At 53.6% G+C, this 21348-nt stretch carries 15 protein-coding genes; 3 read left to right on the plus strand and 12 right to left on the minus strand.

The genetic code is table 11. From position 1 onward, the window contains the following. Window positions 1–12: 12 nt before the first annotated feature. The 5 genes from AB8881_04955 to AB8881_04975 form a co-directional block, all read right to left on the minus strand. Entirely contained in the window at window positions 13–825 is an 813-nt protein-coding gene (locus tag AB8881_04955) for an ABC transporter permease subunit (GenBank protein ID XDZ64234.1), read from the minus strand. Further along, entirely contained in the window at window positions 825–1772 is a 948-nt protein-coding gene (locus tag AB8881_04960) for an ABC transporter permease subunit (protein XDZ64235.1), read from the minus strand. The genes AB8881_04955 and AB8881_04960 overlap by 1 nt, the downstream gene beginning before the upstream one ends. 2 nt (window positions 1773–1774) lie before the next feature. Further along, window positions 1775–2848, minus strand: coding sequence for an ABC transporter ATP-binding protein (locus tag AB8881_04965; GenBank protein ID XDZ64236.1), 1074 nt, complete (start codon window positions 2846–2848; stop codon window positions 1775–1777). A gap of 135 nt (window positions 2849–2983) precedes the next feature. Continuing rightward, a complete protein-coding gene (locus AB8881_04970; protein XDZ64237.1) occupies window positions 2984–4069 on the minus strand; it encodes an extracellular solute-binding protein in 1086 nt (361 codons plus the stop codon). Window positions 4070–4224: 155 nt separating this feature from the next. Beyond that, window positions 4225–5595 carry a glutamine synthetase family protein gene (locus AB8881_04975; protein XDZ64238.1) on the minus strand — a complete coding sequence of 457 codons (1371 nt, stop codon included), beginning with the start codon at window positions 5593–5595 and terminating at the stop codon, window positions 4225–4227. A gap of 336 nt (window positions 5596–5931) precedes the next feature. Between AB8881_04975 and AB8881_04980 the strand changes: the two genes are divergently transcribed. Further along, window positions 5932–7941, plus strand: a complete 2010-nt coding sequence (locus AB8881_04980; GenBank protein ID XDZ64239.1) for a sodium-translocating pyrophosphatase — start codon at window positions 5932–5934, stop codon at window positions 7939–7941. A gap of 392 nt (window positions 7942–8333) precedes the next feature. On the opposite strand, the gene AB8881_04985 is transcribed toward AB8881_04980, so the two are convergent. The 5 genes from AB8881_04985 to AB8881_05005 form a co-directional block, all read right to left on the minus strand. After that, a complete protein-coding gene (locus AB8881_04985; GenBank protein XDZ64240.1) occupies window positions 8334–9248 on the minus strand; it encodes a dimethyl sulfoxide reductase anchor subunit family protein in 915 nt (304 codons plus the stop codon). A gap of 5 nt (window positions 9249–9253) precedes the next feature. Then, window positions 9254–9997 carry a 4Fe-4S dicluster domain-containing protein gene (locus AB8881_04990; GenBank protein XDZ64241.1) on the minus strand — a complete coding sequence of 248 codons (744 nt, stop codon included), beginning with the start codon at window positions 9995–9997 and terminating at the stop codon, window positions 9254–9256. A gap of 1 nt (window position 9998) precedes the next feature. Continuing rightward, window positions 9999–12884 carry a molybdopterin oxidoreductase family protein gene (locus tag AB8881_04995; protein ID XDZ64242.1) on the minus strand — a complete coding sequence of 962 codons (2886 nt, stop codon included), beginning with the start codon at window positions 12882–12884 and terminating at the stop codon, window positions 9999–10001. Between the two features lie 17 nt (window positions 12885–12901). Then, window positions 12902–13864 (minus strand): phosphate acyltransferase, encoded by a 963-nt coding sequence (locus AB8881_05000; protein XDZ64243.1) that lies wholly within the window; start codon window positions 13862–13864, stop codon window positions 12902–12904. Window positions 13865–14159: 295 nt separating this feature from the next. Next, the gene (locus tag AB8881_05005) at window positions 14160–15677 is read right to left on the minus strand and encodes a PLP-dependent aminotransferase family protein (GenBank protein ID XDZ64244.1); all 1518 of its coding nucleotides are present in this window, start codon (window positions 15675–15677) and stop codon (window positions 14160–14162) included. A gap of 387 nt (window positions 15678–16064) precedes the next feature. On the opposite strand from AB8881_05005, the gene AB8881_05010 reads away from it, so the two are divergent. Continuing rightward, window positions 16065–17390 carry an aspartate aminotransferase family protein gene (locus tag AB8881_05010; GenBank protein XDZ64245.1) on the plus strand — a complete coding sequence of 442 codons (1326 nt, stop codon included), beginning with the start codon at window positions 16065–16067 and terminating at the stop codon, window positions 17388–17390. Then, on the plus strand, window positions 17390–18514 hold the full coding sequence (locus AB8881_05015; protein ID XDZ64246.1) for an FAD-dependent monooxygenase: 1125 nt from the start codon (window positions 17390–17392) through the stop codon (window positions 18512–18514). The genes AB8881_05010 and AB8881_05015 overlap by 1 nt, the downstream gene beginning before the upstream one ends. A gap of 85 nt (window positions 18515–18599) precedes the next feature. On the opposite strand, the gene AB8881_05020 is transcribed toward AB8881_05015, so the two are convergent. Continuing rightward, on the minus strand, window positions 18600–20528 hold the full coding sequence (locus tag AB8881_05020; GenBank protein XDZ64247.1) for an ABC transporter permease: 1929 nt from the start codon (window positions 20526–20528) through the stop codon (window positions 18600–18602). Continuing rightward, a complete protein-coding gene (locus tag AB8881_05025) occupies window positions 20521–21318 on the minus strand; it encodes an ABC transporter ATP-binding protein (protein ID XDZ64248.1) in 798 nt (265 codons plus the stop codon). The genes AB8881_05020 and AB8881_05025 overlap by 8 nt, the downstream gene beginning before the upstream one ends. Between the last annotated feature and the right edge of the window lie 30 nt (window positions 21319–21348).

Consider the following 21348-nt stretch of genomic DNA (forward strand, 5'->3'; position numbering starts at 1 on the left):
ATCTTGGGCGTCTCAATCCAGACTGCGGGCAGCTAGCCGGCAGCGTAGCACCCAGCTTGCGCCAGTGACCGCAATCGCAACAACAAGTATCATCACAGTGGCAAGCGCGTTGATTTCCGGTGTAACGCCAAGTCGAACCTTGGAAAACACCAAAATCGGCAAGGTTGAACTGCCCGGGCCACTGACAAAGCTGGCGATCACCAGATCATCAAAACTAAGCGTGAAGGCCAGCAGCCACGCCGCCACAACCGCCGGGGCGATCACTGGCAAGGTGATCGATAAAAAGATAAACGGCTGGCGCGCACCAAGATCGGCGGCGGCCTCTTCGATCGCCATATCAAAATCGCGCAACCGCGCTTGAACCACCACCGCGGCAAAACACATCCCAAAGGTCGCATGGGCAATGATAATCGTGTCGACACCGCGTCCTGCCGGCCAGCCAAACAGGCTTTCCATTGAAATAAACAACAGCAGCATCGACAGGCCAGTTACAATTTCCGGCATTACCAGCGGGGCACTCGCAATCGCGCTTAGCGCCAGTCGTGACCGGAAATTGCCAAACCGCACAAAGGCAACAGCAATGCAAATCCCAAAAATTGTGGCAATGGTCGCAGCCCAGACCGCAATCAGCAACGACGTCCCAAACGCCGATAAAAGCTGATCATTCTCCAGCAAGCTAGCATACCATTTCAGCGACGCACCGGACCAGACTGAAACCAGTTTTCCGGCGTTAAAACTATAGATAATCATCACGATGATCGGCAGATATAAAATGCCAAATCCCAGGGCGCCAAGCGATAATACAAGACCGTTCATCCGTCCCATCACTTGGCCTCCGCTGGTTGCTCGGGCCCGTCGGCGGCTGTCTCGCGGCCATCTTGATAACGGGCATAGATGATCGGCACGGTCAGGATTGCCAGCAACAGCATCGCAATTGCCGACGCCACCGGCCAGTCACGATTACGGAAAAATTCAGTCCAGAGAACCTTGCCCATCATCAATTGGTCTGGCCCACCAAGCAGCGCCGGAATCACAAATTCGCCGACCGCCGGAATAAATACCAGCAGACTGCCAGCCACAATGCCCGGAACGGTAAGGGGCAGAATGATCGTGCGGAAAATTTCTGGACCCGAGGCACCAAGATCGGCCGCCGCCGCAAGCAAATCTGCATCAAGGCGCACCATCACTGCATAAAGTGGAAGGATCATCAATGGCAGATAGGTCAGCACCATCCCGATATAGATTGAAAAATCGGTCTGCATCATCTGGATTGGCGCGTCAATCAACCCCAGCCATAATCCGGCTGCATTGATAAATCCATTGGGGTTTAACAATCCGATCAACGCATAAAGCCGCAACAGGCTGGATGTCCAGAATGGCAGCATCACCATCACCAACAAAACCGTCCGCCATTTTTCTGTGCTGCGGGCGATCCACCACGCCATCGGATAGGCAAAGGCCAAACAGACCAGAGTCGAGAAGAATGCGAGCTTTATGCTGTTCAGCGCCGGACCGAAATAATCCGACCAATATTGCAATAAAAGCTCATAATTGCCGGTGGTGAAATTGGTGAAAAACCCGTCATCGCCAAATCCCCATAATGGGGCATAGGGCGGAATACCACGGCGCGGCGTGGTAAAGGAAACTTGCAGCGTTTCAACAAGCGGCAGGAAAAAGAATACAGCTAGCCAGATCAGCGGCAGCGCAATCACCAGACGGCGACCCGTCACCGCAGGAAGATGCGCAACATATCTGACCAGCCCCCGCACCATGATCAATCCTCAAGCACGATAACGTCTTGCGGGTCAAAATGCACATAGCCCGTCTCGCCCCAGCTAAGTGGCGCCTCGGTGCTGCGGCGCTGTTGCTGCTGTAATTTGAACATCTGACCTGACGGTGTCTTGACCCGGTAATTTGTCGCAAACCCCAAATAGGCAAGATCCTCAACCACCACTTCAATCTCATTGGACGCGCCGCTGGCGGTTCGGCTAAGATAGATTTTTTCCGGCCGAATTGCCAGTTTGACCGCCTTGCCAACCGCAAGGTCAAGATCGGTCAGCGCGCGAATTTTAAGATCGCCATCAAGCGTAATTCCGGTTTTATCCCGCTGCCCAACAACCCCGTCGACAAAGCTGATAGTGCCCAGAAAATCGGCAACAAAACTGTTTTTTGGGCGCTCGTAAAGCTTGCGCGGTTCATCAACTTGAACCAGCTGGCCTGCATCCATAATCCCGATACGACCAGCCAGCGTCATCGCCTCTTCTTGGTCATGCGTCACCACAATGAAAGTCGTGCCTAGTTTTTCTTGAATATCGACCAGCTCAAACTGGGTATCTTCACGCAGTTTCTTATCCAGCGCAGCAAGCGGTTCATCAAGCAATAACAGCTTTGGACGCCGGGCCAGAGCGCGTGCCAGTGCCACGCGCTGGCGCTGGCCGCCGGAAAGTTGATGCGGCTTGCGGCTGCCAAGATTTTGCAACCGCACCAGTTTAAGCAGCGCATCGACCCGTTCGCCAAGCGCATCACCGCGCAGTCCAGCGCGGCGCAAACCATAGCCAATATTGCCAGCCACACTCATATGCGGGAATAACGCATAATTCTGAAACATGAAATTTACCGGCCTGTCGGCAGGGGCAACCCCGGCCATATCATGCCCGTCAATTTCAATCGTTCCCGTCGTTGGCGACTCGAACCCGGCTAACAGCCGCAAGAGTGTGCTTTTACCACAGCCCGACGCGCCAAGCAGGCAAAACAACTCTCCCTTTTCGATATCCAGCGACAGATTATCCACCGCAACAACATCAGCAAAAGATTTGGAAATGGATTTCAACCTTATGAAGGGAGCCATTTGCATCCTATCCTGCAGGCTTGGCAGATATTCAGGCCCCGCCAAACCTCTTTCAAACAGCCCTGTGGCGCGCCCTTTAGCCGCCCCTCGCGAGGAACCGGCATAAAGGGCGGCCGAGGCTTTTGTTTTTATGCCCTAGCCACCGCTGGTAAAGCGTGACCATACCCGATTGACAATCCGGTCAAGCGCGGCGTCATAGACCGGCGTGACAAACAGATTTTTGCGTGTTTCCTTGCTTGGATAGATGCCCGGATGCGACAGAATCTCAGGGTCAATCTTTGCTTCAGCAGCTTCGTTACCACTAGCGTACCAGACATAATTGACGTTATTTGCCGCCACATCAGCCCGCATCATGTAATCAATAAACCGATATGCATTATCGACATTCTTTGCATCAGCCGGGATTGCCATCATGTCAAACCACATATTCGTGCCTTCGGATGGAATGTAATAATTGATCACATGACCATTATTGGCTTCCTCGGCGCGCGCTGCCGCCTGAAACGCATCACCTGACCACATGATCGCGGCACAGATATCACCATTCGCCATATCATTGATTGACTGGCTGGAATGGATATAGCGCAAATGCGGACGCACCTTGTTTAGCACCGCACCAGCATCTTCGAATAATTTGGCATCGGTTGTGTCGCCCGGCTGGCCCAAATAGGCAATGACGTTTGGCAGCACATCGGTTGGCGCATCCAAGATCGCCACACCGCAATCGGCCAGTTTGGCAGCGTTTGCCGGATCAAGGATCAGGCTCCAGCTATCAGTTGGCGCATTATCGCCAAGCCGTTCGGCAATTTTCTTTTCATTATAGGCAATGCCAGTTGTTCCCCACATATAAACCAGACCGGCCTTGTCGTCTTGCATCTGCTTGTTCGCCAATGACTGCACCTGCGGGTTTTGGTTTTTAGCATTGGCAATGCGGCTGTAATCCATGTCGGCATAAACACCTGACTGGCGGCCACGCGCCAGAAAATCGGCGGTTGGCACAACAAGATCATAACCTGATGATCCGGCTGACATTTTGGCTTCGAGCACTTCGTTGGAATCATAGACATCATAAGTCACGTCAATGCCGGTTTCAGCCTTGAAATTGGCGATTGTGTCCTCGGCGATATAATCCGACCAGTTATAGATATTTAACTTGCCGTCAGCATATGCTGCGCCACTTGCTAAAACGCTGATCATCGTCAGCAATAAAGTTTTCTTCATTGGTTCCTCCTTGTTTTGCGACCTATTATTCATCTGATCTGGTGCCGCAGATAAACATAAATCACTGGTTCATCGAATAAAAACGTCTCATATATTACTTTAAAATTAAAAAATCGCGGGTTTTTATTGTCCCGGGGCGATTATAGAGAAGCCCGTTAAACTTGATCAAGATAACTGTGATATTCGAACGGTGAAACATCGCCCGAAAATCGCAGTAATTCTTGGCGCTTACAATCGACAAACATATCACGCAACGTTACCGGCAACATCCGGGCGATTAACGGGCTTTCAGCGAAACGGTCAATCGCCGCTTCCCAACGCGTTGGGATTACAGGCAAATCAAGCGCATAAGCACTTGTTGACAATGGCTCTGGCGGTGATTTTAGATCTTCAATACCGGTTAACATTGCCGCCAAAATCGTTGCCAAGACCAGATATGGGTTCGTATCTGCACCCGATACACGATGTTCGATACGGCGCTGGCTTGGCGGGCCAAGCGGCACCCGAATTGCCGCCGTTCGATTTTCATACCCCCAGCAAACGCTCATTGGTGCGTGTGATTCGATCGCAAACCGGCGATACGAATTCTGGTGCGGCGCAAAAACCAGCATCGAATCGGCAAGACCAGACAAACCGCCGGCGATGGCATGGCGAAGTGTCTCACTTCCAGTCTCGCCGCCATCGTCAAAGACATTGCGTCCCGCGCCATCAAGCAGGCTGATATGCAAATGCATTCCATTGCCCGGCCTGTCGATGTAGGGTTTGGCCATAAAGCTGGCGGCAAGTCCGTATTTCCGCGCCACCCCCTTGGCAATCTGTTTGAAAAAGGCCGCATCATCAGCAGCTTTCATGGCATCGGTGGAATGCAGCAGGTTAATCTCAAACTGGCCAAGACCCGCCTCACTGATCGTTGTGTCAGCTTCAATCATCTGCAACTGGCAAGCTGCATAGATTTCATTGATCAACGCATCATGGTCATTCACCTCATCGATCGCCAAGGCGCCATCCCGGATGGGCTTTGCACCGGTTAGCGGCGAGACCGGCGTATCTGGTGCGCCATCAGACCCGCCTTGCGGATCGGCGAGATAAAATTCCAGTTCAATGCCAACGACCGGGTAAAGATCCCGTGCGGCGAACCTATCTAAAACCATACCAAGCGCGTTGCGGGCATCACCAGCAAATGGGGTGCCGTCATTTTCCATCAGGCAAAGCGGCACCAAAGCCGTGGGTTGATCAGTCCATGGCATTGGCAACGGGCCACGGCCTGTCCAAAAACAGCCGCCGTCAGAATCGCCAGTTTCAAAAACCCATTTGCTATTCGCAATATCACGGCCCCAAATATCCAGATTGGCGGTCGATAGAGGCATACGAACACCGCCCTTTGTAACCTTCTTTAACTGGTTGCGCGGGACACGCTTGCCGCGCAGCACCCCATTAAGGTCAAAAACAGCGGCGCGTAAATTGCCGATCTCAGGATTATGTGCAAGCCAGGCCGCAGTGTTAAACTCGCCCTCAAAATCACCCATGGTGTCTCTCTTCAATATTTTCGTCATTTGACGCCGCAATGCAGAGAAATTCAAGGCTAATCGCAGCCCAATCTAAAAGTATGGAGCCAATAAACCAGTATGGAGCCAATATACCAACCTAGAAAAGGCATAGCGGTCAGTTTTGCGACGCAATCTGCCTTACACCACAAGCACCCACCGAGACACCCACCACAGGCACCCACCGTTGAACCTGACAAACCGCCTGTATTCTATGGTTTACACTATGCGCCATTGCCGCTATAAACGCGGCGGTTTCGCGCCGCCCCAAAGCAGTCCGACGGCGCGCACATTTTTATCAAGCAAGAGGATCTTTTCATGCTTACAAATGCACTTCTGCCGATCGCCTTTGGCGCCGTCGGTATGATCGCTGCCTTTCTGATCTACGCCAACATCCTAAAAACACCGTCTGGCGAAGGCAGGGTAAAAGAAATTGCCGATGAAATTCATCTCGGCGCCATGGTGTTCATGGCCAGCGAATATAAGCGTCTGGCAATTTTCTGTTTAATTTGTATCGTAGCGCTTTACGCCAGCCTCGGCATCGACACGGCCATCGCCTTTACACTGGGCGCTGTCTGTTCTGGAACCGCTGGCTATATTGGTATGTACTCGGCCACTAAAGCAAACGTCAGAACGGCTGTAGCGGCGAACACCAGAGGTGCATCAGCTGCGCTCAACGTCGCCTTTTTTGGTGGCTCAATCATGGGCCTTACCGTGGCGTCAATGGGTTTGCTCGGCATCGGTGTTCTGTACCATTTTATGGGAGGTACAGCGCATGGCGTCGAATCAATCGAAGGCTTTGCGATGGGCGGCTCGTCAGTCGCGTTGTTCAGCCGCGTCGGTGGCGGTATCTTTACCAAAAGTGCCGATGTGGGTGCTGACCTTGTTGGTAAGGTTGAGGCAGGTATTCCTGAAGACGATCCTCGCAACCCGGCTGTTATCGCCGATAACGTTGGTGATAACGTTGGTGACGTTGCCGGTATGGGTTCGGACATTTTCGAATCATATTGCGGTGCGATGATTGCGTCGATTGCGCTTGCAGCGTCAATGTCGATGGAAAATATTGCCATGCTCGGTGGTGATCAGGCAGTGCTTCAGTTCATGCCATTGGCGCTGGCGTCACTCGGTTTGGTCTGCTCGCTCGTTGGTATCTTTGCGGTAAAAATGTTCTCACACAAAAGCGCCGATGTTGCATTGCGCTTTGGCACAATCGGATCAGCCGTTATCTTTATCGGCGCTGCCTACTTCCTGATTGCCGCGATGGGCGGTGCCAATGGTATTTGGGTTGCGGTTCTGGTTGGTGCGATTGGCGGCATTGTTGTCGGTCTTGTCACCGAATATTACACCGGCGGTGCCCCCGTTCGCAAAATCGCGAAGGATGGTGAGACTGGCCCAGCAACAGTTATGATTTCTGGTCTGGCCACCGGCATGCAGTCAGTTGCCATCCCGGTATTGACCATTGCAGCAATTATCTATTGTGCGAATGAAGCGGCCGGCCTTTACGGTGTTGGTCTTGCAGCTGTTGGTATGTTGTCGACGGTTGGCATCACCATGGCAATTGATGCCTATGGCCCCGTTGCTGATAATGCTGGCGGTATCGCGGAAATGGCGAATATGGGTAAAGAAACCCGGGAAATCACCGACTCGCTTGACGAGGTCGGTAACTCAACAGCAGCCATTGGTAAAGGCTTTGCCATCAGCGCCGCAGCCCTTGCGGCTCTGGCTCTGATCAGCGCCTATATCGCCAAGGTCAGCAATGGTAACCCGGACTTTGTCCTTGCCATTAACGATCCGATGGTTCTGTGCGGTATGTTCATTGGTGGTATCTTCCCGTTCCTTGTCAGTGCAATGACAATGACTGCGGTTGGTGATGCGGCGTTTGACATGATCGTTGAGGTTCGTCGTCAGTTCAAAGAAATCCCCGGCCTTCTTGAGGGTACCGCTAAGCCTGACACAGCCCGCTGTGTTGACATTGCGACCAGAGCGGCGCTTCGCAAGATGATCATGCCTGGTTCAATGGCTGTGCTTGCGCCTGTCGTCATCGGCTTCGGCCTTGGGCCAAAGGCGCTCGGCGGTATGCTTGCCGGTGCATTGGTCTGCTGTGTGATGATGGCACTGATGATGGCGAATGCCGGTGGTGCGTGGGATAACGCCAAGAAATATGTCGAAAAGGGCAACCTTGGCGGCAAAGGATCTGACGTCCATAAGGCAGCTGTTGTTGGCGATACCGTTGGCGACCCGCTGAAAGACACTTCAGGCCCAGCGATGAACATCCTGATCAACGTGATGGCTATTGTCAGCCTTGTGATCTCGCCGCTTTTGGTGTGATCGCATAGCGATAGAATATGAAACCGGCTCTGGCGACAGGGCCGGTTTTTTTATGCCTAAACTCCGGCCGTGGTAGCGCCCATGCCCAAGTCAGTAAACCCGCGCTACTATGCCCCGATAAACGGCCACCGGCCCACAAGCATTAGGCACGCATCAGGCACGCATTAGGCAAACAGGCATAAACGGCGATCCCTTTATTGGCGATCCCTTTATTGGTGAGCATATTATTGGTCTTTTTAGTAAGAGGTCTGTTGCGGCACATAATCGGCAACAATGATACGCGCGCATAAAAAAACCGGCACTAAAGCCGGTTTTTATCTGTTAGTCACAGCGGTTACAACAGCTAGCCAAAGCCTCTTAATCTACTGCTGCTGGATCTAATGCTGCTGAATCTAGTGCTGCTGGCCATAATAAAGGCTGACGGTATGTTTTGCTTCGGCAAAAAACAACCAGCGCTCGACAAACACACCGGCAATATGCGCGGCAAGAGCAATGCCAAGCCCGATAACCGATGCGGCATCAATAATGACCAATAAGCAGGGCACCCCGCCGCCAAGGCCAAGCGCAATCAGCCGCAATTGTGCCGCGTGCTTGCGCGCAACCACAAAGCCCATCTCATGCTGAAGATAGTTTTCCGAGGTATGCGGCGGCATGATGCTACGCACCGTGCCAAGACTGCCAAGGCCGGTTGCCGAGGCCAGAGTACTGCCCGACCCTTCGGCACCAGCAAGCTGCCACCAGACCAGCTTGACACCCCATGCAGATGCCATCGCCAGCAGAACCACCATTTCAAATGCGGCGCCATTCGCCTGACCCAGCACAGCAAGCAGAAATAATATTGCCAAGAGGCCGCCCGCAGCCGCGAACATCAAATAGCAGATCGGCGTCAACGGGTGATGCCAACGCGCCACCGTCTTCAGTGACGCATAGATCATCGAGGTCGCATAGACTGTTACCGCCATCAGGGCAGCCGCGGCAATATTCATCCAAAGCGGCGGCGTTCCAACCGCAAATAAATGCCAGCCCCATCCGACCAGTGTTAGCATCGCCAGAACCGCCAGAACACCCTCGCGTGACAGCCAGCTGCTGCGCCATTGGCTAAGCGCACGCCAGGCGCGTTCAGGGTGACCAAGATGCAATGTCGAGCTTAGCAGGCCAGCCCCGATCAACAGCAGAACAATGCCGCCAACACCAAAAATATGCTGCGGCTGAGCCAGATCGACAAACCCTAAAACCACCCAAGCGGCAAGGCCAAAGCCGAGACCAGAGATCGATGTAAAGAAAATAATTGACCATGCAGGACGCATCTAACTTACCCCAGCTTTTCCAAAGTTGAATCGACCCATTTCCAGAAACCTGACGGGGTTGCCTCATCAGCCATCGCCAAAAGTGACATCGGCGTGTCATTCGCGGCACGGCGCGGGCGCGGCGGCAGATATTTATTGACCGGTTTGGTATTCTGTTCGGGCATCAAATCGACCCCACCACGGGCAGCAACCAGCAAGCTAACCTCTGAATTCGGGTCGCCAAGATCACCAAAATGACGCGCATTGGTCGGACAGGTCCGCACACAAGCGGGCACTTGATCTTCAGCTGGCAGATTATCGTTATAAATACGGTCAACGCACAGCGTACATTTCTTCATCACGCCTTCAGCCGGATCCATTTCACGGGCACCATATGGGCATGACCATGCACACAGCCCGCACCCAATGCACCAATCCTCATTCACCAGCACAATGCCATCTTCCTTGCGTTTGAAGGATGCGCCGGTCGGGCAAACAGTCACGCATGGCGCATCTTCGCAATGCAGACATGATTTCGGAAAATGCACAACCTTGGCATCAGCACCAGTGCCCGCCTCAAACGCATGAACACGGTTTAGCCATGCGCCCGTCGGCTTGGCACCATATGCGTCAGCATCGGCCAATGGCGCCCCATATCCAGACGTGTTCCATTCCTTACAATTGACCACACAAGCCTGACAACCAACACAGATATCTAGGTCGATAACAAGGCCCAGCTTGATGGCCGATGGTTCCGGTAAACTTGTCATATCATTCGCCCTTATTTGATGATTTGGAGGCTGATTTTGTCCATTCAATGCCATAGCGGAGCATCGCATCCGGTTCGGTAAGGCCGGGCGGTGAGGCAATCTGATCAAATTGCGGAGACACTTCAGCCGCCTCGTCCGCCGACGCGGCCTCAACCTTGACCCGCAAATCAAACCATGCGGCCTGACCGGTAATCGGATCAGAATTAGACCAGCGCATACCATCACCCTTTGGCGGCAGTAATTCATGGATGAGATGATTCAGCAAAAAGCCCTTTTTAACCTCGGGGGCATCGGCATCTAGCTGCCATGCGCCTTTGCGTTTGCCGATTGCGTTCCACGTCCAGATCGTATGTTCGTTGACGCCTTCCATCACTGCCACCGGAACCCGGATTTTGCCATGATGCGAGGTCACCCAAATCCAGTCGCCCTCGACAACGCCAATTTTGGTGGCAAGTGTTTGCGAAATAAACATCGGGTTATAGCCATGAATTTGCCGTAACCACGGGTTTTGTGATCCCCATGAATGATACATTGCCATCGGCCGCTGGGTCAGCGCATGGATCGGAAATTCATCCTCGTCAATGGCGCTTCCTTCAAATGGTGGATACCAGCTTGGCAACGGGGTAAAACATTGTTTGACCCGTTCGCGCAAATGTTCTGGCGGCTGCACATCGCCATGCCCCTCGGCAGCTAGCCGGAATTTCTGTAAGACTTCGGAATAAATCTGAAAATCATAGGGCTGCGGGCTGTCAAAAAAGCCCATTTCAACGGCAAATTCCTGATAGGCCATATTCGCCATTTTATAATATTTTGCCGCATCGGGAATTTCGGTATGCCAAAAGCCGCCATTTTCGATATAGGCGTCAAGCTGTCCCGGATTTGGGGCGCCGCGCCCTTCAGCAGTGCCCGTCTCGCCGCGGAAACCGGCCAGCGGGCCGATGCCGGGCTTGCGCTCATGATTGACGATATAATCGCCGTAATCAGCATATTTTGCGCTGCCATCTTCATTGACCATGCCTGGAAGGCCAAGCCGTGCCCCCAGATCCAGCAATACCGACTGGAACCCGCGGACGTCACGATCCGGCTGCAATACCGGCCAGCGGATCGCGTCTGCAACACCATCAGCCTCGCAGATCGGCCGATCAAGAAGCGAGATTGCATCATGACGTTCAAGGTAGGTGGTGTCCGGAAGGATCAAATCGGCATAGGCAACCATTTCTGATTGATAGGCGTCAGAATAGATGATCTTGGGGATTTTATAATCACCGGTTTCAGCATCTTTCTCAGTCAGCATTTCCATGACACCGCGCGTATTCATTGATGAATTCCACGCCATGTTCGCCATATACATAAACAGAACATCAACCGGATATGGATCACCCGCAACAGCGTTTGAAATCACCATATGCATCAGGCCATGCGCCGACATTGGCGCATCCCAGCTATAGGCCTTGTCGATACGTTGCGGCGTGCCATCCTTGCCGATGATTAAATCTTCCGGCCCTAAAACATAGCCAAGCGGCGCACCGGCCATTGGCTTGCCCGGCGCAACTTGATCGGGGCGGCCTGCCGGTTTTGGATGAACCTCAGCCGGTTTTGGATAAGGCGGTTTAAAGCGGAACCCGCCCGGCACTTCAACCGACCCCAGAATAAGCTGCAAGACATGCAGCGCGCGGCAAGTCTGAAAGCCGTTTGAATGCGCCGAGATGCCCCGCATCGCATGCATTGAAACCGGGCGCCCGATCATCGTCTCATGACGCTCGCCCTTCCAGTCAGTCCAAGGCTGGTTAATCACAATTTCCTTGGCAAAAGCAGCCGCGGCCAGATCAGCCGCAAGCTGACGAATACGCGCAGCCGGAATACCAACCTTGGCCGCAATCACATCCGGATCATAGGCATCATCAAGATAGGCCTCGGCCATTAGCATAAATGACGGTACCGCAATCGCGCCATTATCCAGTGCCACCTCTCCCTTTAACTGCGCGCTGACACCCATGCTGTCGTGCGCCACCAATTTGCCGGTTTTCCGGTCAAGAACCTGCGGCTTGCCATCTTCACCGCGCAGGAACAACCCATCATTAGCCGCCCCCGGATTGCGAATTACCAGCCAGCTTGCATTGGTATAGCGCCGCAAATAATCAACATCGATATTACCCGATAGCATCAATTCGCGGATCAATGACAGGATCAACAATCCATCGGTACCCGGGGTCACGCCGTACCAATCATCAGAGATCGCTGCATAGCCGGTTTGCACCGGATTAACCGAAACCACCCGCTTGCCACGGTTCTTTAATTTTCCAAGGCCAATTTTAATCGGGTTTGAATCGTGATCCTCGGCGACGCCGAATAGCACAAACATTTCGGTCAGATCCCAGTCGGGTGAGCCAAATTCCCAGAATGCGCCGCCAATTGTGTAGATGCCGCCAGCCGCCATATTGACCGAACAAAAGCCACCATGCGCGGCAAAATTTGGCGTGCCGAACTGCTGTGCCCACCAGCCGGTAAGGGCTTGTGACTGGTCACGGCCGGTAAAAAACGCCAGCTTTTTCGGATTGGTTTCGCGGATTGGCGCCAGCCATTCAGTCGCCGTGCCAAGCGCCTCTTCCCAGCTAATCGCCTCAAATTGGCCACTACCACGCGGGCCAACACGCTTTAGCGGGCTGCGCAGGCGTGCCGGTGAATAATGCTGCATAATGCCCGCCGACCCCTTGGCGCACAGCACACCCTTATTTACCGGATGATTGCGGTTGCCCTCGATATAGCGTACCTTACCATCACGCAAATGCACATTGATCCCACAGCGGCAAGCACACATATAGCAGGTGGTTTTTTTGACCTCATCCGCAACTTTTGGCGAACGCTCGACAATTGGTTCAACACTCATATTTTTGCTCCAGAAACTTAGCCGTCGTCGCGGCCGACAATCGCCGCTAATGCCAAAGATGCCAATCGTGCGGCTGGTGGATCAGACCGGCTTGTCAGGATAATTGGGATTGCCCCGCCAAGAACCAGTCCGGCCGCTAGGCCGCCACTAAACCACACAAGAGATTTAAACAAAATATTGCCCGACACAATATCTGGCACAACAAGTCCATCCGCCATGCCGGCAACAGGCCCATGAACGCCCTTAATCGCAACCGCCTGCGGCGCAACCGCCAGATCAAACGATAGCGGGCCAGCAAAATCAGCCGCCGGATCAGCGGTGCTGGCACGCGATGCAATTTCGGCTGCCTCGCCGCTTGATGGCATTGCCGGCAAGACTGACTCGGTGGCAGACAAAATCGCAATCCGCGGGCGCGGCTGGCCAAGGCGGCGGCTTAAATCCGCCATATGCAATGCTGCCTCTACCCGCGTTTCGATGTCTGGTGCAACATTGACCGCCGCATCACTAATCAGCAACGGGCGCCCACCTGCGGGCGGCAACATGGCAAACAAATGCACCAACCGCTTGCCGATGCGAATACCCGCAGCGCGTTTGACAATCCCGCCCATGAAAATATCTGTATGAAGCTGACCCTTGGCAAGACCAGCAACCCGGCTTTGCCCAAACAGCTGGATTGCAGCATCAATTGCGCCTGCCTCGCCTACCGCCGGAACAATCTCAACACCCGCCAGATCCCAGCCAATCGCCGCAGCATCCCTCGCAATAATATCCGGCTCGCCAATCAGGATCGGCACTGCCAGCTTCGCCGCCGCCGCGGCGCGTGCGGTCTCCAAACTTGCCGCACCAATGGCCCGAACAAACCCAAACGGCTTGGGCGCAGACGAGGCCGCCAACGCCAGTAAATCTGGCGGGCACACCATATCACCACTGGCTAGAAAGCGGCTTGGCATCATGCTGGACGAATTGGCTTGGTTCGACATTCTATTCCTAATCAAGCTTGCTTGAGACACAGGCGGATGAATTGCATCAGGCGACATGGTCATCAAAAAGGGCCATAGCGCCACCGATCGGCATGCGTTGCTGCCCCGCGCCCAACAGGCATGAACAGCTTTTTCTATATGCCATATTTGCCACCGATCTTAAAGCGGCGATTGGAACCAGATCACGCTATTTCTGGTACCAGTTGCAGCAGTGGTCATGCGGGTGAACCTTGCAAAACAACGCCGTGAAAGACAACGCAGTGAAAAACAACGCGGTGAAAAAGCTGACGGATGATCATGGTTTTAATTTGCGCATACAGGCACCAAGCCGCGCGATGCCTTCGGGAATCCGCTCTGACGAGATTGCCGAATAGGACAGGCGAAAATAATTTAATGGCGAGGTGTCGCGGCCAAAAAACACATCACCCGCCTCAATTAGAACCCCGTCCTGCATGGCGCGTTCGGCCAAAATACGCGAATCAAGCCAGTCCGGCCCGCTGACCCAAAAGCTGGTGCCGCCAAAATGTGCCGCGCTGTGAGAAAACAGCCCTTCGGCATCAATGGCAGATTGCAGCACTCGTCGGCGTTCGGCCAGATGACGGCGCAGCCGCCGGATCTGTGCATCATAATGCCCCAGCGCCATAAAATAGGCCAAGGTTCGCTGGGCATGGCCCGGCGGATGCCGCAAAATCAAATGGCGAAGCGCGCGCGCTTGCTGGATCAGCCCCTCGGGTGCCACCATATAGCCAAGGCGCAGGCCGGGGAAAACTGATTTGGACAGACTGCCAACATAGATCACGCGGCCATCATTATCCTGCGCCTTTAATGCCGGCGTTGGTGATTCGAGAAAATTCATCTCAAATTCGTAATCATCTTCAATGACCAGCAAATCATGCCGCGCCGCCATATCTAGCAATTGCCGCCGACGGCTGGCCGACATCGTATGGGTTGTCGGGCATTGGTGCGATGGCGTAATGAACACCGAATCTGCCCGGCGCAAAACCTCCTCATCAAGTATCAGACCACCAGCATCAACCGGTAACGCAGTGATGGCCTTGGTACGTTGCAGCAGAATATCGCGTAAATCTGGATAGGACGGGCTTTCGATGACCACATGCTTGGACTGATCCACCAGCAATTGGGCGACAAGATATAGAGCGTTTTGCGCCCCCAAAGTCACCAGAATCTGTTCGGGACGGGCCTTGATCCCCCGCCTTGGCAGGCTTCGCGAGCAGATGTAATTGACCAGCATGGGGTCATCATGCTGGCCGAAATCACCGACCATCGTGCTGAAATTACGCATCCCCAGCGCCTGACGGGCACAGTCACGCCATTCAGAATGCGAGAATAATTCGTCATCCACCTGCCCATAGACAAAGGGATAGGCATATTCGCGCCAATTCACCGGCTTTTGCACCGGCCGGATATAGCTGCATGACTGCACCAGCTTTGCGTCCCAGTCAATTTTACCAGTACCCGCATTGGTGCCCAGATTGGTACTGGCATCAATATTTGCAAAAGGCTGATCAGCACCCGGCGTATCAACAAGCCGCGTCGTTGGCGCCTCGTCACTGACAACATAGCCCGAGCGTTCACGTGGCTGCAGATAGCCAGTATCCACAAGCGCCTGATAAGCGAGAATAACCGTGTTACGCGACACTTTTAGCTGGTGCGACAGCATACGGCTTGACGGCAATTTATCCCCGGGCAGAACCGAATGATTGAGAATCAGCTCGACAATCGACTGTCTGATCTGCGCCTGCAGGCTAATCCCCGATGACGGATCCAACATGATAATTAGATTTTCATTCATGCGCCCAAACCCTCAACACTTCAATAACGCGGCACCCGTATAAAAAAGCCTCTGATAAGCTGGCCCTTCACAAATTGGTCGGATATTTACCGCCCTATTATAACATAACTGGTACCAATCAATGCCGCAACTGGCTCCATAAACGGGACTTGCTGTTAATCAGGGCTTTTGTCACAGTAGGCTTGATTTATTCCGGCGATGAGTGGCCGCGATGCCAAACCATTGCCGGTTGATCAGCATTTTCAAATATCACCAGAAGTGATACACCGATTTATAGAGAATTTTTGGGTTGATCGCTGCGCCTGCGGCGATCACGTAAACAAGAGATCAGGGCACAAACGCCGCGTCGCATCCGATCGGCCGGTGTTCTTTAAAAGGAGCCGTACCATGTCTTATGACGTTAATTCACTCGAAGCACACTGGATGCCATTCTCGGGAAATCGCGACTTCAAGAAAGAGCCGCGCATCGTTGTTAAATCTGAAGGCATGTATATGTGGGATTACAAGGGCGGCGAGATCATCGACGGATCATCAGCGCTGTTCTGCACGCCGCTTGGCCATGGCCGCCGCGAGATCGCCGAAGCGGTTTACCAGCAAATGCTGGCAAATGATTACACGCCGCATTTCCAGCTTGGCCATCCGGGGTCCTTTGATCTTGCCGAGCGCGTTTGCCGCCTCTTGCCAGACCAGTTTAATCACGTGTTCTTCACCAATTCCGGATCAGAATCAATCGAGACCGCGATCAAGGTCGTGCTCGCCTATCAGCGCGCATCTGGTCAGGCGCAACGTAACCGGCTGATCAGTCGTGAACGCGCCTATCACGGGGTGAATATGGGCGGTGTATCGCTTGCCGGCATGGTCCGCAACCGCGAAACCTTTGGTTTGACCCTGCCGAACATCTCGTTGATCCGCCACACGTGGCAGGAGGATCAGCGCTTTTCAAAGGGACAGCCGAAAACCGGTGCCGAGCTGGCGATGGATCTCGAGCGGATCGCTGAAAATCTTGGTGGCTCAACCTTGGCTGCGGTCTTTATCGAGCCGGTTGCCGGATCAACCGGCACGCTGGTACCGCCGGTTGGCTATTTGGAAAAGATTCGCGAGATTTGTGACAAGCATGGCTTGTTGCTGATTTTTGATGAGGTGATTACCGGATTTGGCCGGATGGGCACCCCATTTGCCACGCAGAAATTTAATGTAAAGCCGGATATCATCACCATGGCAAAAGCGTTGACGAATGGCGCGATTCCAATGGGCGGCGTCGCCGTTACCGACGAGATTTACAACACCATCACCAACGCTGCGCCAGAGAATGCTATCGAATTCTTCCATGGCTATACCTATTCAGCGCATCCTGCAGCCTGTGCCGCCGGCATCGCAACGCAGAAAATCTATGAAAATGAGGGCATCTTTGAACGGGCTGCGGCGCTGGAGGATTACTTCCTTGATGCGATCTGGACTCTGGAAGATCATCCGCTGGTAGCCGATATCCGCGGCATTGGCATGATGGCTGGTGTCGAGGTGCATTCCGACGGCGTTCCCGGACGCCGTGGCGGCCAGTTGCAAAAAGATATGTTCTGGAACGGCCTCCATGTGAAATGGACAGGTGATAACGGGATTGTTGCGCCGGCCTTTATCGCCGAGCGTAAGCATGTTGACGAGATCGTTGATAAATTCCGCAAAACTTTGGACGAAACGCTCGAAGCCAGCGTTTAATGATTGCGGTCAGCGGCAGCGGCATTGCCGGACTGGCTGCCGCGCTCGCCGTCCTTCGCAATCAAAAACCGTTATTGTTTGTTGCTGGTGCAACGCCAGCAACAGACCTCCCCGGTGGGGTGCAGATTGCCCCAAACGGATGGGAGGCACTTGACCAGCTAGGAATTGGTGATGCGGCCCGCGCCCGCGCCACCGATTTGCAGGCTATCAATGTCCGCACTATGCGCTCGGCCGCAACTTTGGCCAGTCTTGATCTCGGCACTTCAGCCTATGCCAGCCTATCGCGTGCCGACCTTGCTAGCCTGTTGCAAGCAGAAATCAATGCGGCCGGCGGGGGACAACGCATCACCGCCAATATTACCCACGCAATTCAGCGCGGGCCCGATCAGGGCAAGCGGCTGCATATGATCACCGATGATGGCCGCACATATCTGGTCGATGCGCTGATTGCCGCTGACGGGATTCGCGGTTTTGGCCGCAATTATGTGCATGGCAATGATGATGATAAGCACGCGCCTGGCCCTAGCCGCGTCGCCATGCGCGCCGTCGCCAAGGCCGCTGGTCTGCCGCGTCTTTTCGCCCAGCCATTCTGCAATCTTTGGCTGGGAAATGGTGCCCATTTCGTGCATTACCCGCTGCATGGCGGCACTGATGTGAATATGGTGCTGACGCTGGATGCGGCCAAGGCCGGCGATGAATGGCAGGATCGCTATTTCGGGCAGAATGAAATTCTGTCACCGCTCTGCGGGAACACCGATATTAAATGGGCAAAAACGCCGCTACCGCTGCATCCTTATCAGGATTGCTGGCGGCGTGGACGCGTGATCCTTGCAGGTGATGCGGCGCATCCAATTCCCCCCAACCTTGCCCAAGGCGCCGGACAAAGCCTCGTTGATGCTGCTAGCCTTTTACAGTGGCTGGCCAATGATCATCTTGATCATGCGTTATCTGGCTATGCGCGTGAACGATCCGCGGCAGTTGGCGTGATTTTCAAGAAGGCGTCAGTCAGCAGTAAAATCATGGCGCTTGATGGTGGTGCGGCGGCAGCGCGCAGCACCGTCATTGGCCTTGGTGGGGCACCGATGCTAAACGCGTGGCTGGCAGAGGTATGGGCGGCTGCCTAAATAACACCGCCCGATTTCAAAATTCTACTAGGTCGCATAATATCGGCGCATAATACGGGGCATAATACTGGTCTCGCTGGCTTTCCTAGCCCTTACCACGCCATGGTATCAGCCGTGAAATCACCCAGCGCATCATCAGGTCAAAAGCCAAACCAAGGCTGCCCATGATCAAGATTGTCACCCAGATCAGCTCATAATCTGAAACGGTTCGCGCAACATTCTCGATAAAGCCAACGCCGGTTGTGCCAGCCAACATTTCCGCCGCCACAAGCGTCCCCCAGCACACACCAATTGAAATGCGGATACCGGTCATAATTTCGGGCAACGCGTTCGGCAAAATCACATAACGCAGGATCTGACGATCACTGGCACCAAGCGAATGTGACGCCCGGATTTTGGACAATTGCGCCCCCGATGCACCCGTTCGCGCCGAGATCACCATAATGGCGAAGGCCACCATAAATAACAGGAAGATTTTGCCATCATCCTGAATGCCGAAAATTGTCAGGATTAACGGCGCCCATGCCAGCGGTGGTACCGGTCGATAAAGCTCGATCATCGGGTCGAAGAAGGATTTGCAAAAACGCGATACGCCCATATAGATGCCAAGCGGCACGCCAAGCAAAATACCAAAGAACATTGCCACGAGGACGCGGAACAACGAGTCCCAGATATGACCATCTAGCATCGGTACCGCGCCAAGATAGACATCGCCCTGCGCCAGCCCAAGCATCCAATCTTTATAATTTGCCTCGAACTCGCCCTTATCATTCAGCTGGCCATAATCACCCGGCAGTAAATCAATCAGGCTATCGGGTATCAGGAATGACACAACATCGGAAACTGGCAGCCACTTCCACCATAGCAGCGTTGTGCCCTTATAGCCGCCGCCGTTTTCAACATCCGGATTGGCCAGCCCAAAGAACGTCGCCACAACATCGGTTGGCTTTGGCAGCCAGCGACCGGGGCCCTGCTCGGTACATTGCGTGCGGGATTTTACAATATCGCCGCCCGGAAAGAACAGTGCCTCGACATAACCAAGGCCGCCCTTGGCCTTTTCGGCCTGATCGAGCATTGCCTCGACGGCAATTTGCATATCAGCCATCACGGTGGCCGGGAAAATTGTACCATCGTCAATCCGCTTGAAAATACGGTCAACCGACTTCATGTAATCAGCGCGATCCTTGACAATCTGCGGATCAGACTCGTTCGGTGATGGCGATTTTTTCAGCGCCACAATCATCGCTTTGGTTTCGGCGATCAGATCTCTTGCCGTCGGCGATAGATTGCGGATTTTCAGGAAATCCTTTGATAAGGCAGCGGCTTCAAGCGCCAGCGCATCAAACATTGCGCCTCTGGCCGAAATTGGCAACATTGGAATTTCGGGTTCAGCAATGCCCCATGATGGCTGTGCAAGCGCGGCCGGATCAGGGCTCCAATTTTGCCGCGGATTGGCCAATTCAATGGTGATTGCCGCATAACCGGATTTGATCTTTTCAAGTTCTGCGATGGTTGCTGCATCAACAAAATCTGGCGTCGCCATGATGCTGATCAATTGCTGAGTGTTTTGCATAACACCTGTCACCAGCGCCGCATCGGCAGGTGAAAAAGCATCGACCGGCAATCGGTCTCGCAGGTCTTGCAGCTGTCGAGAATTTCGCACTAGCAAGGTTTTTGATTTGGAATAGCGGGACTCGATCGCCAGCGATGATGTTACCGGAGATACCGCCTCATGCAGCTTGGCGACCTGACATAATTCATTTGCTGCCTGTGGGAAAAAAGCGCGCGCCGATCCCCACGAAAAATAGAACCAGACAAGCAGTAAGGTCGACACACCGCACACGGCCCAGAACCAGCCACCAACGGTGCGTTCGGGATCACCAAAAACCTGATCCTTTTCGCGCAGGCGGGTTTGTTTAATCCCATAGAAGATTGAGGCAAAAAAACTGCCAACAAGAAGCAGGATAATGATCGCCGCCACAACAGCGCGATTATCTGAAAGCCACTCAAGCACCGCCCATAATCTCCTCTTCCATATTCCAGATCATGGTTAAGATTTCTTCGCGAACAGAAGAGAATTCTGGCTCTAGCTTGATGTCGCGCAATGATCGTTTCAGTCCCCATTCGGCAAATGGCAACTGATATTCCTTGTGAATTCGTCCCGGGCGCGGTGCCATGACAAACAGGCGCTCACCCAACAGCAACGCCTCTTCAACCGAATGCGTGATGATGATGATGGTCTTGCCCGTCTTTTTCCACAGCTCCAGAACCAGTGATTGCATCTTTTCCCGCGTCAACGCATCAAGGGCGCCCAGCGGTTCATCCATTAAAATCACATCCGGGTCGTTGATCAGGCAGCGCGCCAAGGCAACACGTTGCTGCATCCCGCCCGACAATTGATAAGTCGGGGTATCGGCAAAGCCCTGCAAGCCGACCGTTGCCAGCCATTTTTCCACTTGATCACGCGATTCTGTCGCGCTGACACCCTGCATACGCAGCCCGAAATCAACATTTTTAGCGACTGTCAGCCATTCGAACAGCGCGCCTTGTTGAAACACCATACCGCGGTCAGCACCGGGCCCTTCAATAAGGCGGTCACCAACATTAATCTGGCCACTTGTCGGGGTAATAAATCCTGCAATCATGTTCAGCAAGGTCGTCTTGCCACAGCCGGACGGGCCAAGAACACTCAGCAGCTCACCCTTTTTCAGGGTAAAATTGATATCTTTTAATGCCTCTACCTTGGCCCCTGTTTGCTGGTTGGCAAAGGTCATGCATAAATCTTTACAGGTGAGATCGGCCAATCGCGACGCCCCTCGTCAAATAAGAAAAAC

This window comes from Alphaproteobacteria bacterium LSUCC0396, from assembly GCA_041228345.1.
GTDB lineage: Bacteria > Pseudomonadota > Alphaproteobacteria > Puniceispirillales > Puniceispirillaceae > UBA3439.